Genomic DNA, 17774 nt, shown 5'->3' with positions numbered 1-17774 from the left:
CCTCCGGGGGCCTGTCCGCCCGCAGCGGTCGGACAGGCCCCCGGACCCGTGACAGCTTGCTGCCTCTTCTCTTGTGACGGCCCGCGGGCCGCCCTTTGGATGGGCGGGAGTGCACGAATCGACAGCCACCGCTGGACGGGGCGCATACCGGACCGTTCCGAGGATGCCCAAAGCGCGTGATCCGTCATCAACTTGGGAGTGAAGGCATGGAAACAGCGATCTCTGCGGAGGGGCTCCGCAAGAGGTACGCGGAGCATGACGTGCTGGCCGGCATCGACCTGACCGTGGCGACGGGTGAAGTGCTGGGTCTGCTCGGCCCGAACGGTGCGGGGAAGACCACGATCGTGCGGATTCTCGCCACGCTGCTGCCGTTCGACGGCGGGAAGGTCACGATCGCCGGGTTCGATCTCTCCAAGGACAAGCGTGAGATCCGCCGCCGTATCGGCCTGACCGGGCAGTACGCGGCCGTCGACGCCATACTCACCGGGCGGGAGAATCTCCGGCTGATCGGTGTGCTCCTCGGGCTGGGGCGGCGCAAGGCCCAGGCGCGGGCCGACGAGTTGCTGGAGCAGTTCGATCTGACGAAGGCGGCGAACCGCCCGGCGAAGTCCTATTCGGGTGGCATGCGGCGCCGGCTCGACCTCGCGGCGAGCCTCGTCACCACGCCCACGGTCCTCTTCCTCGACGAGCCGACCACCGGCCTGGACGTGACCAGCAGAATGCTGCTGTGGCGCATGGTCCGGGATCAGGTGGACAACGGCGTATCCATCCTGCTGACCACGCAGTACCTGGAGGAAGCCGACCAGTTGGCGGACCGGATCGTGGTACTCGACAAGGGTGGGTTCATCGCCGAGGGGACCCCGGAGGAGCTGAAGCGCAAGGTCGGCGGCGAGCGCCTGGAGGTGTCCGTGGCCACGGAGGCGGAACTGCCCGCCGTGGTGCGGGCCCTCGGCCACGCGACGACCGAGGCCCCGTCGGTGGACGAACGGGCGAAGGTCGTGTCGATTCCGCTGGTCGGTGGCATGGGCACCCTCGCCTCGGTCACCGCGGAGCTGAAGGCCGCGGGGTCCGAACCCGTGGACTTCGCCATCCGCCGCTCCTCCATGGACGACGTCTTCCTCGCGCTCACCGGACAGACCGTACCGGCCGGGCAGGCCGTGCCGACGGACCACCCGGCCGTCGAGCGGACCTCACAGGGAGAACGAGCGGCATGACCGAGACCATCACCCACTCCTGCGCACTCATCGGCCGCCACATACGGCATATGACGCGCACACCGCAGCAGTTGTTGAGCATTACGCTGATGCCGGTGGTCTTCGTCCTGGTCTTCGGCTATCTCTTCGGTAGCGCCATGAAGGTACCGGGCGGCCAGTCGTACCAGGACTACATCATGGCCGGCATCTTCGCCCAGGTCGTGCTCGGCAACACGACGCTCAGCGCGCTCGGTGTCATCAGTGACCTCGACAACGGGCTGATGGACCGCTTCCGTTCGCTGCCGATGTCCCGTTCGGCGGTACTGATCGGCCGGACCACCCATGATCTGGTCCTGACGGTCTGGAGCTTCGCCCTGATGTCCGTCATCGGGTATCTGATCGGCTGGCGGGTGCACGAGGGCCTGTGGTCGATGCTGGGCGGCTTCGGGCTGCTGCTCCTGCTGGGTCTCGTCACCTCGTGGGTAGGCGCTCTGCTGGGCCTGACGCTGCGCAGCGCCCAGGCGATGAACGCCATCGGCGGCATCATCGTGATGCCGTTGTCGTTCCTCTCCAACGCGTTCATTCCGCTCGACGGACTGCCCGCCTGGATGCAGGCGATCGCCGAATGGAACCCGGTGAGCCCCATCGTCCTCGCGTGCCGGCAACTGTTCGGGAACGCGGCGCCGGTGTCCTCAGACGCCGCGTTCACCATGCAGCACCCGGTGGCTATGGCGCTGGTCCTCTCGCTGGTCGCGCTGGCCGTGGTGATCCCCCTGACCATCCGGGCCTACGAGAAGGCGGCAACCAAGCAGTGACGCATCGCGCTCAGCGCGGAACCGGGCCGTCCCCCGAGGGGCGGCCCGGTTCTTTGTTGTCACCCCGCGCGAGGATCGCCACAGCTGCGGGAGAACAGACGGCAGCTTGCTGCAGAAAGGCTGGAAACAGCCGTCCGGCCCGGACAGAATCCGATTCCGACTCGACCCGACAACCAGATGCGGTGAGTAATGGAAACGAACGTCGGAAGACCACAGGGTTCTCGGCTGGGATCGCTCACAGGAGTAAGGTTCCCGGCCATATTCCTGGTGTTCCTGAACCACATCCACCTCGGACTCGCCTTCTCCTCCCCGAGCGCCTCCAATACGTACTACAAATACTTCGGCTGGATCGGACAGGCCGGCCTGTCGCTCTTCTTCCTCATCAGCGGCTTCCTTCTCGTCTGGACCGCGCGCGAGAACGAATCGCCGTTGCTCTTCTGGCGGCGGCGGCTCGTCAGAATCGCCCCCCTGCACTGGCTGACATTCGGCCTGTCCCTGTGGATATTCGCTTCTCCCGTGGTCAGCGGCACGGCGGCCGTCCTCAACTTCTTCATGTTGTCGTCGTGGTCCCCGGACCCCGAGATCTTCGGCAGCATGAATGCCCCGAGCTGGTCCCTGACCCTGCTGCTCTTCTTCTACCTGGTATTTCCCGCCCTCCAGTGGGTAGCGAAGCGGATCCCGGCGAAGTACCTGTGGTGGATCGCCGGCGCGATCGTGGCCGTGATTGTGTCCATTACGGTCGTGGTGCGGGCCGTGGTTCCCGTGGACCCCATGGTCGTGCCGCAGGCACCCGCCTCCTCCGTGAAGGCCTTCTATGCCATCCAGATCTTCCCCGTGACGCGGCTGCTGGAGTTCGCCCTGGGAATTCTGATGGCTCATATCGTCCTGTCCGGCCGGTGGATCAAGTCCGCCCGGCCGCTGCTGCTCACGGCGTTGCTCGCGGTCGGTTATGTCGTGGCGCTGAACTCGCCGCGGGAGTACCGACTCGTCGCCGTGATGATCGCCCCGGTGGCACTCTTCGTCGCCGGACTCGGTGCGGCGGACATCGCGGGCCGGAAGAACTTCCTCGCCAGCCGGCCCATGCAGTGGTTGGGTGACATCAGCTTCGCCTTCTTCCTGGTGCACTGGCCGGTCGTCATGTTCTTCATCAAGGTCTTCGGTGAGACGCGGACCTACTCTGTTTCCGAATTCATCGGGGTCGCGGCACTCGACCTCACCGTCAGCCTCGTTCTGGCCTGGCTGCTCACCATCGGAGTGGAGCGTCCACTCGTCCGTTTGCTGTCGGGTGGCCGTGACCGGAAGAAGGCCGATGCCCTGCCGGAGACCTCCGACTCCTCGGTGAGCTCGCCCTCGGCGGACTCACGCCCGGTCGCTTCCTCCGCGTCCGCGGTCAACTGAGCTGCCCCGCACCCATGGTGGGCTCACCGAGCCCCACCCGTAGGCAGGGACAGCGCTCCGGCTACTGAGGCGCCTGTTTGACGACCATCCCGGTCGTCAGGCAGGCGCCTCAGTAGTGTTCGGCCACCCGTTCGGCCACCCCTTCAGTCATCCGTTCAGCTCCAGCCGGGGCCGCGTCGACAACGACGAAGCCGGGGCGGTGGCTCATCGCCACCGCCCCGGCTCCTTCAGGCCGTTCGCGTCAGAATCCCCATTCCTCCGACAGCAGGTCCAAGTCCTTCTGGCTGAGGTTCACCAGCGGGAGGTCGGAGGGGGTGAACCCGCCGGCGTCGGGTGCCTCCGCGTGCGTGACGAGTGCGCCGAGCGCCCGGAACCAGCTCTCGGCGAGTTCACGGACGTCGTCCTCCGTGAACAGCTCCCGCGGCCATGACCAGGTGGCCATGAGCCGCGGCCCGTCGGGCTGGTCCTGCGTGACCGCGTTCAGCTCCAGGGCGTGGCCGAACGGCATGGCCGGGTCGTGTCCGTCGCCCAGGTCGGCGTCCGACCGTACGGCCCAGTCCGCCACAGCGCCGCCCTGGGCGCCGTCGGTCATGTCGATGCGCCCCAGGTAGTTGAAGCTGATCTGCGGCGACGGCAGGGCCGACAGGGTGGCCGCGGTGTCCGGGTGGAGGTGGCGCAACAGCCCGTAGCCGATGCCGTTGTCCGGAATCGCGCGCAGCTGCTCCTTGATCTCCTTCAGGGCCCGGCCCAGGGCGGGGCCGCCCGACCAGACCTCGGGCCACTCGCTGTCGTCGAGCCGCGGGTCCAGCCGTACCGGATACATGCTGGTGAACCAGCCCACGGTCCGGGAGATGTCGAACCCGTCCGCGATCTCCTCGCGCCCGTGGCCCTCCAGGTCGAGCAGCACCGAGCCGGCTCCGGCGATGCGGTCACGCCGCCAGTCGGCGACCGCGAGGGTGAAGGCCGTCAGGAGCACGTCGTTGATGCCCGCGTGGTAGATGGCCGGCAGCCGGGTCAGCAGCGGCTCGGTCTGCTCGGCGGACAGGGTGAGCGTGAGCCGGCTCGAGGCCGCGGCGGTGTCCCGCGCGGGGTCCAGCGCGCGGGCGCCCAGCGGAGGTTCGGGCTCACCCAGCATCTCGGTCCACAGCGGGAGTTCCGCCGTCCGACGCGGCTCCTGGGACTCCTCGGCCAAGTACCGGGCCCAGCTCCGGAAGGAGGTGCCCACCGAACCCAGCTCGGCCGCACGCCCCTCGGCCGCCGCCCGGTACAGCTCGGACAGCTCCGGGAGCATGATGCGCCAGGAGATGCCGTCGACCACCAGGTGGTGGACGGTGAGGAGCAGTTGTCCCGGAGCGTCGGGGCCCGCGTCGAACCACACGGCCTGGAGCATCACCCCGACCGCCGGGTCCAGCCGCCGCTGGGCGGCCCGGGCCTCCTCGGCGATGTCGGCACCGAACGCGTCGGTCCAGCGGAAGATCTCCTCCGCCCGGATGCTGCCGGGCGGCCGTACCTCCAGCTCCCAGTCACCACCGGCCGGCCGGGCCATTCGGGCCCGCAGGACGTCGTGCCGGTCCAGCAGCGCGCCCAGCGCGCCGGCCAGTGCCTCGGCGTCGCAACCGGCGGGAGTCTGTACCAGCATGGCCTGGTGGAAACCGTCGACCGGTCCGCCGAGCTCCCGCAGCCAGTGCATGATCGGGGTCAGCGGCACCGGGCCGAGGCCCGCTTCCCGCGGTTCCTGCGCCGACCCGGCGACCTCCTCGGCGACCTCCGCGAGCGCGGCGGGCGTCTGGTGGTCGAAGATGTCCCGCGTCCGGAGCAGCAGTCCGGCCCGGTGGGCGCGGCTGACCAGCTGGATCGAGATGATGCTGTCGCCGCCCAGCTCGAAGAAGTTGTCGTCGATACCGACACGTTCGAGGCCCAACAGCTCGGCGAACAGAGCACAGAGCTCACGTTCCCGGGCGTTGCGGGCGTCACGGCCGGTGGCCTGCTCGCCGAAGTCCGGGGCGGGCAGGGCCTTGCGGTCCAGCTTGCCGTTCGCGGTCAGCGGCAGCGCGTCGAGAGTCACGAACCCGGCCGGGACCATGTACTCCGGCAGCCGGTCCACCAGGTACCGGCGCAATGCCTCCTGGTCGATGCCCTCGTCCGCCGGCACGACGTACGCCACCAGTCGCTTGACGCCCGGCCGGTCCTGACGGACGACGACGGCGCTGTGGGCGACGGAGTCGTGACCGGCGAGTGCCGCCTCGATCTCACCGAGTTCGATACGGAAGCCGCGCAGCTTGACCTGGTTGTCCGCCCGGCCGAGGAACTGGATCTGTCCGTCCGCGGTCCAGCGGGCCACGTCGCCGGTGCGGTACATCCGCTCCCCCGGCATGCCGTGCGGGGAGGCCACGAAGCGGTCGGCGGTCAGCCCCGGCCGGTTGAGGTAGCCCCGGGCCAGACCGGTGCCCCCGATGTACAGCTCGCCCGGCACGCCGGGCGGCACCAACCGCAGATCACGGTCGAGGAGATGAATCCGCATGGAGTCCAGGGGCCGGCCGATCGGGACCGACGACGGAAGCTCCGTGTCCGGCCCGATCCTGAAGCAGGCGGCGAAAGTGGTGGTCTCGGTCGGACCGTAGCCGTCCACCACGACCAGTCCCGGGCACACCTCACGCACGCGGCGCACCGCGTCGGCCAGGACGACGTCACCGCCGGTCCACACCTCGCGCACACCGTTCAGACAGCCGGGGTCGTCCTCGGCGAAGAGGTGGAACAGTGCGGCGGTCAGCCAGATCGCGGACACACCGTGGCGTGCGATGACATCGCGCAGCAGTGCGGCCGACAGGTCGCCGGGCGGGGCGATCACGGCCCGGCCCCCGGCCAGCAGCGGTACCCACACCTCGTAGGTGGAGGCGTCGAACGCCTGCGGCGAGTGCACCAGCACCGCCTCGTGGCCCGTGGCGAAACGGCCGTCGCCGGCCAGGGCGACGACGTCCCCGTGCGTGACCAGTACGCCCTTCGGCTTGCCGGTCGACCCGGAGGTGTACATCACATACGCGCCGGAGTCCGGCGTCAGGGAACCGCCACGCTCGGCGTCGGTGATGTCACCGTCGGCCAGTGCGGCCAGTTCCGCCGCCAGGCCCGGCTCGTCCCACACCAGCAGCCGCCCGTCGTCCGCCATCAGCGGTTCCAACGTGCCGGACTGCTCCGCCGTGGTCAGCAGCAGCCGGGGCCGCGCGTCCCGCAGCATGTGCGTGATGCGGTCGGCCGGGTACCCCGGATCGACCGGAAGATACCCGGCCCCGGCCTTCAGCACCGCGAGCAGTGCCACGATCATGTGCTCGGAGCGCGGCAGCGCCAGCACCACCAACTGCTCCGGCTTCACGCCCCGCGCGATCAGATGACGCGCCATCCGGTTGGACCGCGCGTTGAGCTCCGCGTACGTGAGTGAGCCGGACTCCGACACCACGGCGACCGCGTCGGGAGTACGGGCCGCCTGGGCCTCGAACAGCTCCGGCAGCGTCGCGGCGGAAGGCACGTACCCGGTGGGGTTCCACTCGGTCAGGATGCGCTCGCGCTCACCCGGCGCCAGCAGGTCGAACCGCGCCGGCACCAGGTCCGGTTCGGCGGCCACCGCCGTCAGCAGCCGCTCCAGCCGCCCGGCCAGCTGCTCGACCGTGGCACGGTCGAAGAGGTCGGTGGCGAATTCGAGGCCGCCCTCGATGCCCACGGGCGAGCCGTCGGCGGCGAAGACCTCACCGAGCTGGAAGGACAGGTCGAACTTCGCGGTGTCGATGTCCACCGGCAGCGGGGCAGCCGATACATCACCCAACCGCATCGTGGCGGCCGGGGTGTTCTGCATGGACAGCATGATCTGGAAGAGCGGGTGCCGGGCCAGGGAACGGACGGGGTTCAGGTCGTCGACCAGCCGCTCGAACGGCACGTCCTGGTGGGCGTACGCGGCCAGGTCCGTGTCCCGGACGCGCTCGACGATCTCACGGAAGGTGGGGCTGCCGCTCAGGTCGGTGCGCAGCACGAGGGTGTTGACGAAGAAGCCGACGAGGTCGTCGAGTGCTTCGTCGGTGCGTCCCGCGATGGCGCTGCCGATCGGCACGTCCTCCACGCCGCCGAGCTTGCCCAGCAGTGCCGCGATCGCGGCCTGCATCACCATGAAGACGGTGGCACCCGACTCACGGGCCAAGCCGGCCAGGTTCCGGTGCAGCTCGGGGCCGAAGCGGAGCGGCACGGTCTCGCCGTGGTAGCTCATCCGGGCGGGCCGCGGGCGGTCGACGGGAAGCGGCAGCTCCTCCGGCAGGTCGGCGAGCGCCGAGCGCCAGAAGTCGAGTTGCGCGGCGATGGGGCTGTCCGGGTCGTTCTCGTCGCCGAGTACGTCGCGCTGCCAGAGGGTGTAGTCGGCGTACTGGACCGGCAGCGGCTGCCAGTCCGGGGCCGAGCCGGTGCTGCGCGCGGCGTACGCGGTGGACAGGTCCCGGGACAGCGGTGCGTTGGACCAGCCGTCGCTGGCGATGTGGTGGACGACGAGCAGCAGGACGGAGTCGGTGGGGCTCAGTACGAACAACTGGGCGCGCAGCGGAGGTTCGACCGAAAGGTCGTAGTCGACCGAAGCGGCGCGCGTGAGGGCCGCGTCGAGGTCACTCGCGTCGACGGCGGTGACGGTCAGCTCCGGGACGGCCTGCTCGGGGGCGAGGATCAGCTGTCGCGGCTGCCCGTCGGTGTCGGGGAAGACGGTCCGCAGACTCTCGTGCCGCGCCACGACATCGGCCAGCGCCGCACGCAACGCCGCCTTGTCCACCGCACCGGACAGCCGGAGGGAGAGGCCGGTGTTGTAGTTGCCGCCGGCGTCCTCCATACGGTTGATGAACCACAGCCGCTGCTGCGCGGGCGACAGCGGGATGTGTTCCGGCCGCTCCTGAGCGGTCAGCGCCGACCGGGCGCCAGAGGCGCCGGTGAGCCGCGACGCCAGCGCCGAGACGGTGGGGGCCTCGAAGATGGTACGAACGTCGACCTCTACGTCGAGTTCGGTGCGGATGCGGCTGATGAGGCGGGTGGCGAGGAGGGAATGGCCGCCGAGGTTGAAGAAGCTGTCGTCGATGCCGACGGTGTCGAGGCCGAGGACGTCGGCGAAGAGGGTGCAGAGCAGTTCTTCGCGTGCGTTGCGGGGTGCGCGGCTGGTTGCCTGTGCGGTGAAGTCGGGGGCGGGCAGGGCCTTACGGTCGAGCTTGCCGTTGGCCGTCAGCGGCAACGTGTCGAGAGTGACGAAGGCGGCGGGGACCATGTACTCGGGCAGGACACCGGCGACGTGGGTGCGCAGGGTGTCGGTGTCGAGTCCGCTGTCGTCGGTGGGGACCACGTAGGCGACGAGGCGTCCGTCGCGGACGATGACGGTGGCTTGCGCGACCGTGTCGTGGGTGGTGAGGGTGTGCTCGATTTCGCCGAGTTCGATGCGGAAGCCGCGGAGTTTGACCTGGTCGTCCGCCCGGCCCTGGTACTCCAGCACCCCATCGGCGGTCCAGCGGGCGATGTCGCCCGTGCGGTACATACGCTCGCCCGTGGTGCTGTACGGGTCGGCGGTGAAGCGTTCGGCGGTCAGGCCCGGGCGGCCGGTGTAGCCGTGGGCGAGCTGGATGCCCGCGAGGTAGAGCTCGCCGGGCACGCCGACGGGTGCGGGCCGCAGGGCGGCGTCCAGGACGTAGGTGCGGGTGTTCCAGATGGGCCGGCCGATCGGCACCGACGCGCTGGCCGCGTCGGGTGCGCAGGTGTGCGCGGTGACGTCGACGGATGCTTCGGTGGGTCCGTAGAGGTTGTGCAGCTCCACACCGGGAAGCAGCTGGTGGAAACGCTGGACGGCGTCGGCGGGCAGTGCCTCGCCCGAGCAGATGACCCTGCGCAGTCCGGTGCAGTGTCCGGCGGCGGGGTCGGCGAGGAACGCCTGCAGCATCGACGGCACGAAGTGCACCGTCGTGATGTTCTCGTCCTGGATCAGGCGTGCCATGTAGGCGGGGTCCTTGTGCCCCTCCGGACGCGCCAGCACCAGCGTGGCGCCGGTGCGCAGGGCCCAGAAGAACTCCCACACCGACACATCGAACCCCGACGGCGTCTTCTGCAGCACCCGGTCCGACGCATCCAGCCCGTACGCGTCCTGCATCCACTCCAGCCGGTTGTGAATGCCCTCGTGTCCGACGACGACACCCTTCGGGCGCCCGGTCGAGCCGGACGTGAAGATGACATACGCCGCCGCGTTCTCCGGCAACACCCGCTCGGGAGCCGTGTCGGGCCGGTCGGCGGCGATGCCGTCTGCGGTGTCCAGCAGCAGGGTCGGCACGCCCGTCTTCGGCAGAGCCGGGGCCACCTCGACAGTCGTCAGCAGCAACGCCGGCTTGGCGTCCTCAAGGATCCAACCAATGCGCTCGGCCGGATAGTCCGGGTCCACCGGCACGTACGCCGCACCGGCCTTGACCACCGCGTACAGCGCGACCATCAACTCCAGCGACCGAGGCGCGGCCACGGCGACGAAGTCACCACTTGCCACCCCACGGGCCACCAGCTCATGCGCCAGCCGGTTCGCCCGAGCGTCCAACTCCGCATACGACAACGACTCGTCCTCGAACACCACAGCCGTCGCATCCGGCGTCCGCGCGACCTGCGCCTCGAACACCTGCGGCAGTGTGCCCGCCGCGATCTCACGACCCGTCGCGTTCCACTCCTCGACGACCAAACCGTGCTCAGCTCCGGACTGCACCTCCACCGCACCGATCGACACACCGGGATCAGCCGCGACCGCCTCCAGCAGTCGCACCAGCCCCTCGGCCAACCGCCGCGCCGAACCCTCATCGAACAGATCCCGCGCGAACTCCAGACGACCACCGATACCGGCGGCCGAGCCGTCCGGCGCGTTCTCCTCGACCAGCCGGAAGAACAGGTCGAACCTGGCGCTCCCGGTGTCCATCAGCTCGGAGTCCGCGTCCAGGCCCGTCAGTTCCAGGCGTGACGTGTCGCCGCTCTGTACGTCGAGGGCGGTCTGGAACAGCGGGTGGCGGGCCAGCGAACGGGTCGGGTTGAGGGCCTCCACGAGGCGCTCGAACGACAGGTCCTGGTGCGCGTAGGCCGCGAGGTCCGTCTCCCGGACCCGGCCCAGCAGTTCTCGGAACGTCGGGTCGCCCGAGGTGTCCGTGCGCAGCACCAGCGTATTGACGAAGAAGCCGACCAGGTCGTCCAGCGCCGCGTCCGTACGACCCGCGATCAGTGAACCGATGGGGACGTCCGTGCCCGCCCCGTAACGGGTGAGGAGCGCGGCCACGCCCGCCTGCGCGAGCATGAACATGCTGGCGCCGTTCTCGGCGGCCAGTGCCCGGAGCTTGTCGTGTGTGTCCGGGGAGAGCCGGAAGGAGACGCGTCCACCCTCGTACGTCGCCGTCGCCGGGCGCTGCCGGTCGGTGGGCAGGGGGATCTCCTCGGGGAGCCCCGCGAGGGTTTCACTCCAGTAGCGCAGTTGTCCCGCGAGCTCGCTGTCCCGGTCTTCGGCGTCGCCCAGCACGTCGCGCTGCCAGAGCACGTAGTCGGCGTACTGCACGGGCAGCGGCTGCCATTGGGGTGCCTCGCCCGTGCGGCGGGCGGCATAGGCGGTGGACAGGTCGCGGGTGAAGGGGGTGACCGACCAGCCGTCGCACGCGATGTGGTGGACGACCAGTTGGAGGACGTGCTCGTCCTCGGCGAGGGTCAGCAGCCGGGCGCGGACGGGGATCTCGGTGCCGAGGTCGAAGCCGTGCCGTGCCGTTTCCGCGAGGGCGGTGGGCAGGGTGGCCGGGGTGACCGGCTCCACGGGCAGGGCCACGGTCGCGGCGTCCGGTGCGAGGATCAGCTGGCGTGCCTCGCCGGCGAACTCGGGGTAGACCGTGCGCAGGCTCTCGTGGCGGGCCACCACGTCGTTGAGTGCCGCGTGCAGCGCCGGGACGTCCGGGCGGCCGTGCAGGCGGATGGCCACGGCCTCGTTGTAGACCGCGTCCTGGCGGCCCAGCTGGTTGAGGAACCACAGCCGGTTCTGGGCGGCCGAGAGCGGGATGATCTCCGGGCGGGCGGCGGCGGTCAGTGGCCGCCGGGCTCCTCGGGCCCCGCCGAGCTGCTCGGCGACGCCGGCGACGGTGGGGGCCTCGAAGACGCGGCGGAGGGGGAGTTCGGCCTGGAAGAGGGCGCGCACCCGGCTGACGATCTTGGTGATCTGGAGGGAGCGCCCGCCGAGCAGGAAGAAGTTGTCGTCGACGCCGATGCCGTCGACGCCGAGCACCTCGGCGGCGATCCGGCAGAGGACTTCCTCCTGCGGGGTGCGCGGGCGGCCCGGGACCGTCGCTTCGGTGGTGGGGGCCGGGTCGGTCGTTCCGTTGTCGGCGGAGGTCGCGGCGACCGCCCGCCGGTGGGTGTCGCGTGCCGCCTCGGGGGCGGTGAGGTCCTCGACGCGCCGGTCCGGGCCCGCCGTGGCGAGCTGCCGCAGGAACTCCAGGAAGCCTTCCTGGTAGGTGGTGAGTTCGTCCTCGCCGTAGAGCTCGGCGTTGGCGTCGCAGTCGATCTGCAGCCCGGGCTCGGCCGTGCGGTCGTAGATGAGGAACGACAGGTCGTCGACCGGGCCGGTGGCCAGGGTGCGGGGGCGGGAGGGGTGCTCGCCGAACGACAGCTTGTGGTCGAAGAGCATGAGGTTGACGTGCGGGCCGGTGAGCCGGCGCTCGTCGGCGAGCATGCCGAGGTCCTGGCGGATGTCCTCGTACGGGTACCGCTGGTGGCGGGTGGCTCCGCGCAGTTCGCCCGAGACCTGGGCCATCAGTTCGGCGACCGTCATACCGGGGGTGAAGGTGATCCGCAGCGGCAGGACGTTGGAGACCATGGACGGCACGCTGAGGGCCGTACGGCCCAGCCGGTTGGACACCGGGAGTCCGAGGATCACCTCGTCCTCGCCGGTCAGCCGCTGGAGGTAGGCCGCGACCGCGCCGAACAGCACCGGGGGCCAGGAGACGCCGGCCGCGCGGCCGAGGCCGCGCAGGTCGTCGGTGTCCTGCTGGGGCAGGTGCGCGGTGCGGTGGATGAGCCTCTCGACGGTGCCGGGGCGGCGCCCGGACAGTCCGGCCGGTTCGGGCGCGTCGGCCATGTGCTCCGACCAGTACGCCCGGTCCTTCGCCCCGCGCTCGGAGCTCCGGTACGCGGTGTGTTCGGCGATCAGGTCGGCCAGCGGCGCGAACGGGGTGTCGCCGACGGGCCGGCCTTCGGCGAGAGCCGAGTAGATCTCCGGTACGCGTTGTGCGATGACGACGACGGTGTATCCGTCGGCCAGCAGGTGGTGGTAGCGGTAGAACCAGAAGTAGCGTTCGTCGGCGACCTTGAGCAGCGCGAACCGGAACAGGGGGTCGCGCATCGGGTCGACCGGGCGGTCGAGTTCGGCGGCCATCCAGGCGCGGGCCGCGGCCCGGGGGTCGCTCTCGCCGGTGAAGTCCAGCCGGTCCGGTGACCAGGCGAAGTCCGCCGCGCGCAGGACCCGCTGGACGGGCTCGCCGTCGGCCAGCTCGAAGCGGACGCGCAGGGTGTCGGCTTCCTCGACGACGCGGCGCAGGGCCCGCTCCAGCAGTTCCACGTCCACGGCGCCGTCGATGTCGAGGTACTCACCGAGGTGGAAGATGGTGTTCTGCGGGTTCAGCTGCTGTGCGTACCAGATGCCGGCCTGGGCGGCGGTCAGCGGCAGCGGGACGCCCTGGTGTTCGGACACGACTAATTACCTCCAGCGGAGTCGATGCCGCCCCGGGGTGTCCGAGGGCGCTCGTGAATACCTGCTGCCTCGTCGTCGGTGGACGGGCTCAGCCTTGGCTGCCGACGAACGAAATGAACTGCGCCGCCACGGAGTTGCGGTAGAAGTCCTGGGTGGCGACGCGGGGCAGACCGCGGTCGCGCATTTCCCGCAGGAGCCGGATGACCAGCAGGGAGTTCCCGCCCAGTTCGAAGAAGTTGTCGCCGGGCCCGACGTCGGTGCCCAGCACCTGGCTCCACAGGGCGAGGATGTCGGCGGCGAGCGGGTCCTCGGGGGCGGGAGGCTGTGCGGCGTCGGCGGGCCGGGTGGCGGGAGCGGGGGTCTCCCGGGTGGTGGTGGGTTCGGGGAGCGCGGCGGTGTCGACCTTGCCGTTGATGGTCAGCGGGATGGCCGCGACCGGGGTGAGGGTCGCCGGCATCATGTAGTCGGGCAGCACACCGCTGGCGTGGCCGAGCAGGTCGGCCGTCCCGGTCCCCGCCCCGCTCAGCGCGACGTACGCGTCGATGCGGGCCGTGGCGGTGTCGCCCGGTGTCTCCTGGCGGAGCACGACCGCCGCGCCGGTGACGTCCGGGTGGCTGAGCAGGACGTTGCGGATCTCGTCGAGTTCGATGCGGTGTCCGCGGACCTTGACCTGGTTGTCCAGGCGGCCGAGGTGGTCGAGCCGGCCGTCGGGGCGCAGCCGGCCGCGGTCGCCGCTGCGGTAGACACGCCCGCCGCCGTACGGGTCCTCGATGAACCGCTCGGACGTCAACTCCGGCTGGTGCAGGTAGCCCTGGGCCACTCCCGCGCCGCCGACGTAGATCTCACCCGGGGCTCCGGGCGGCAGTATCCGACCCCGGGGGTCGCGGACCGACACGGACCAGCCGGGCATGGCACGGCCCACGGACCGGCCCTTGACGGCGACGTCGGCGGGGGTCACGGTCTGCTCGGTGACGTGCACGGTGGTCTCGGTGATGCCGAACATGTTGGACAGGCGGACGCGCGTGTGGGAGTGCCGGGCGAACCACGGGGTCAGCATGCCGACGTCCAGCGGTTCGCCGCCGAAGACGACCAGGCGCAGGGCGAGGGGGGAGCGCAGCCGGCCGTCGGCCTCGATGAGCTGCGCGAAGGCGGACGGGGTCTGGTTGAGGACGGTGACGCCGCGGTCGACGAGCAGCTCGTAGAAGAGTTCGGTGTCGCGGGTCACCCAGTAGGGCACCACGACGAGCCGGCCGCCGGTCAGCAGGCAGCCCCAGATCTCCCAGACGGAAAAGTCGAAGGCACTGGAGTGGAAGAACGTCCACACGTCGGTGCCGCCCAGGGCGAAGTCCTCGCGGGTGGCGGCGATCAGTGCGGCGACGTTGCGGTGCGGGACGGCGACGCCCTTGGGGCGGCCGGTGGATCCCGAGGTGTAGATGACGTACGCGGCGGCCGCGCCGTTCTCGGTGAGCGGGGGCAGCTCGTCAAAGGTGCGCGCCGCCAGCGCGATCAGGTCGGCGGGGGCGGCCACGCGGACGTCGTCGATCGCGGGGAAGGCGTCGGCGGAGCCGATGACGATCCGGGTGCCCGCGTTGCCGACGGTGTAGCGCAGCCGCTCCTCCGGGTAGCGGATGTCCATGGGCACGTACACGCAGCCGGCCTTGAGCACGCCGAGCAGCGTCACGATGAGTTCGGCGGTGCGGTCCAGGGCCACGCCGACGAGGTCGCCGGGGGTGGCGCCGAGCACCCGCAGGCCCCGGGCGAGACGGTCGGCGCGCTCGTCCAGCTGGGCGTAGCTGAGTGTGGTGTCGCCGTCGACGACGGCGACGGCGTCCGGCTGCCGGCGGGCGGTGTCCTCGAAGAGGCCGTGGATGGTCCGGTGCGAGGTGTCCGGGCCGACGGCGGGCGTCGCCCCCGATGCGACGATCTCCAGGGCGTCGGCCCGGCTCATGAGGTCGATGTCGGCGAGGGTGCGGTCCTGGTCGGCGGTCAGCTGATCGGCGACGTGGGCGACGTGGGCCGCGAAGCCGCGGGCGATCTCCGGGGCGACGTCGCCCTCGTCGTAGGCGAGGACGCCGTCCGTCGTGCCGTCGGCGGCACGACGCCAGTGCAGGACGAGGGGCAGCGCGGGGGCGAGGAACGGCCGGTGGTCGGATCCCGGGCGCAGCTCGCCGAAGACCACGCCCACGGCCGGTACGGGGCCGGTTGCGGTGGATTCGGCGCCGTCGGTGGCGGCCCACTCGGTCACGTACGCCTCGGCCGTCAGCGTCTCGTCGGGGGCGACGGAGCGGACGAGGGGGCCGGTGTCGGCGCTCGCCGCGTCGAAGACGGCGACCGCGGTGCTCTCCCCCGCGGAATAGCGCGCGAGGACCAGGCCCACGGCCGCGAGCAGGGTCGCGTCGGACGGCTCCGGCTCCTTGAGCTCCACCGCCACCGTGCCGGCCAGGCCCGCGCGGGACGGGTCACCGAGGCCCCACTCCGCCTCCGGGCGCGTACCGGTGGGGTACGCCGGCTGGTCGCCGAAGGCCGTGACGCGCGGCTCGGGGCCGGTGCCCTCCAGCAGGTACGCGGCGAGTTGCCGCAGTCCCTCCTCACCCAGGGCCGCCCGCCGGGCGACGAGCACGAGGTCGGCGGGCCCGTCGGTGTAGCGCAGCAGCACGGCACGGACCGGGGGGCCGGAGGGGGACAGCGGGCGGCCGGCCTCGGCTTCCCGGCGGGCCCGGGCGAGCGGGGTGTCGGAGGCGGCGGGCACGGGCTCGTGCCAGAGGTGGACGCCTGCCACGGTCGCCGGTGCGACCGGGCCGCGGGCCCGGACGGTCAGGCTGTGGCAGGACCTTGCCTGGGCGGCCGGCAGTCGGCCCGGGCCGACGGGGACGGCCACACGGTAACGGACGGCTGTCGCCATGTGCGCAACTCCTGCGGAACGAGGTGATCGAGGGCGTGGATCGGGTGGTGCGGGGCGGGCAGGCCCGGCTCAACGTGCGGTGAAGCCGCCGTCGACCGTGATCGTGCTGCCGGTCACCTGGCGCGAGTCGTCGCCGGCCAGCCAGAGGGCGGCGCCCGCGATGTCTTCGGGCTCGATGAGCCTGTTCATCGGCTGGGCCTGGACGAAGATCTGCTCGTGCTCCTCGACGGCGACGTCGAGGGAGCGGGCGATCTCGGCGAGCATGCGGCCCTCGACGAGCGGATCGTCGCGGACCGAGCCGGGGCACAGGGCGTTGACGCGCACCCGGTGCGGCGCGTAGTCGAGTGCCGCCGCCTTGGTGAGGCCGATCAGACCGTGCTTGGCCGCCACGTAGCCCGCGAAGTGGCGGTAGCCGACGAGGCCCGCGGTGGAGGCGACGTTGATGACGCTGCCTTCGTTGCGGGCGACCATGTGGGCGCTGACCGCCTTCGTCATGCGCCACGCGCCGGACAGATCCGTGTCGATCATCAGGTCCCACTCGTCGTCGGTGATCTCGTGGACCGCCTTGCCCGAAGGGGCCGCGATACCGGCGCCGTTGACCAGTACCTGCACCGAGCCGAACCGGTCGAGGGCCTGCCCGATCACCGCCTCGCACTCCGCGGACCTGCGCACGTCGGCGGTCACCGCGAGCACCGCGGCGCCGTGGGCGCGGCAGAGGTCCGCGGTGTGCTCCAGCTGGCCGCCGGACCCCAGGGGGTAGGGCACCCCGTCGAGGTCCTGCCCGATGTCCAGCAGGACGAGGTCGGCGCCCTCCTCGGCGAACCGGGTGGCGCAGGCCCGGCCGAGGCCGCGGGCCGCGCCCGTGATGACGGCGGTCTTGCCTTGCAGCTGCATGGTGCGGCCTCTCTCAGCCAAGGGTCCGGGTGACGGCCGCCAGCAGCGGCGCCGGGTCGTCGGCCAGGTACATGTGACTGCCGGGGATCTCCACCAGCTGGAAGTCCGCGGCGGTCGCCTCCCGCCACTCGTCGGCCTGCTCACGGGTGACCAGCTCGTCGTCGGTGCCGCGCAGCGAGGTGACGGGGATGTGCAGCGGGTCCTTGGAGACGGGCTTGTAGTCCTCGTGCATCTCGACGTCGGCGCGCAGCAGCGGCAGCAGCAGCTCCCGCATGTCGGGGTCCTCCAGCGCCTCGTGCTTGTAGCCCGCGAAGGACTCGACCTGGGCGAGGAAGCCGGCGTCGTCCAGGCCGGTGGCCCGGTCGCTGCGCCCGCTCCAGGGGCCGGGCGATCCGCTGACGAAGAGATGGCAGGGGCGGCCGGTGCCGGCCCGGTCGAGGTTGCGGGCGATCTCGTAGGCGAGCACGGCGCCGAGGCTGTGCCCGAACAGGGCGATACGGCCGTAGCGTCCGCCGATGTCGGCGACCTGCTCGGCGAGCCGCTCGCCGGCCACCACGGCGTCCCGGAACGGCTCGTCGATGAAGAGTTCCTCACGGCCGGGCAGTTGGAGCGGGACGACGACCGGGCCGCCGGCCGGCAGGTCCTTCAGGTCCTTCCACGCCCGGTAGAAGCCCGCACCGCCGCCCGCGAAAGGCAGGCAGATCAATGCGCAATCCGCCGGGGCCCCGGCGGCGTCGGCAAAGGGACCGGCAAAGGTATTGGTCGCCATCGTCAATGTCTTCCTTTTCCGGCGAAAGTACGAAGGAGGCTGCGGGCAGACCTGG

At 71.0% G+C, this 17774-nt stretch carries 7 protein-coding genes; 3 read left to right on the top strand and 4 right to left on the bottom strand.

Features of this window, described 5'->3' with window-relative positions; translation table 11 throughout:
• Positions 1-206: 206 nt before the first annotated feature.
• From AB8O64_RS28420 to AB8O64_RS28410, 3 genes are all read left to right on the top strand, one after another.
• Entirely contained in the window at positions 207-1214 is a 1008-nt protein-coding gene (locus tag AB8O64_RS28420; protein ID WP_370422147.1) for an ATP-binding cassette domain-containing protein, read from the top strand.
• Entirely contained in the window at positions 1211-2008 is a 798-nt protein-coding gene (locus AB8O64_RS28415; RefSeq protein WP_370422146.1) for an ABC transporter permease, read from the top strand. Before AB8O64_RS28420 ends, AB8O64_RS28415 begins: the two co-directional genes overlap by 4 nt.
• Positions 2009-2197: 189 nt before the next feature.
• Positions 2198-3406: an acyltransferase family protein gene (locus tag AB8O64_RS28410; RefSeq protein ID WP_370422144.1), complete on the top strand. Its 1209-nt coding sequence runs from the start codon at positions 2198-2200 to the stop codon at positions 3404-3406.
• A 241-nt stretch (positions 3407-3647) separates the two neighbouring features.
• On the opposite strand, the gene AB8O64_RS28405 is transcribed toward AB8O64_RS28410, so the two are convergent.
• From AB8O64_RS28405 to AB8O64_RS28390, 4 genes are all read right to left on the bottom strand, one after another.
• Positions 3648-13154, bottom strand: a complete 9507-nt coding sequence (locus AB8O64_RS28405; protein ID WP_370422142.1) for an amino acid adenylation domain-containing protein — start codon at positions 13152-13154, stop codon at positions 3648-3650.
• 88 nt (positions 13155-13242) lie between these two features.
• Positions 13243-16056 (bottom strand): amino acid adenylation domain-containing protein, encoded by a 2814-nt coding sequence (locus AB8O64_RS28400; protein ID WP_370422141.1) that lies wholly within the window; start codon positions 16054-16056, stop codon positions 13243-13245.
• Positions 16057-16125: 69 nt separating this feature from the next.
• Complete coding sequence (locus tag AB8O64_RS28395) at positions 16126-16950, bottom strand: SDR family oxidoreductase (protein ID WP_370422139.1); 825 nt, start codon at positions 16948-16950, stop codon at positions 16126-16128.
• 13 nt (positions 16951-16963) lie between these two features.
• Positions 16964-17719 carry a thioesterase II family protein gene (locus tag AB8O64_RS28390; RefSeq protein ID WP_370422138.1) on the bottom strand — a complete coding sequence of 252 codons (756 nt, stop codon included), beginning with the start codon at positions 17717-17719 and terminating at the stop codon, positions 16964-16966.
• Positions 17720-17774: the final 55 nt, after the last annotated feature.

The organism is Streptomyces sp. QH1-20 (genome assembly GCF_041283565.1).
Taxonomy (GTDB): Bacteria; Actinomycetota; Actinomycetes; order Streptomycetales; family Streptomycetaceae; genus Streptomyces; species Streptomyces syringius.
Note: the sequence above shows the minus strand (reverse complement) of the source record. Positions and strands in the feature narration are given on the sequence as shown.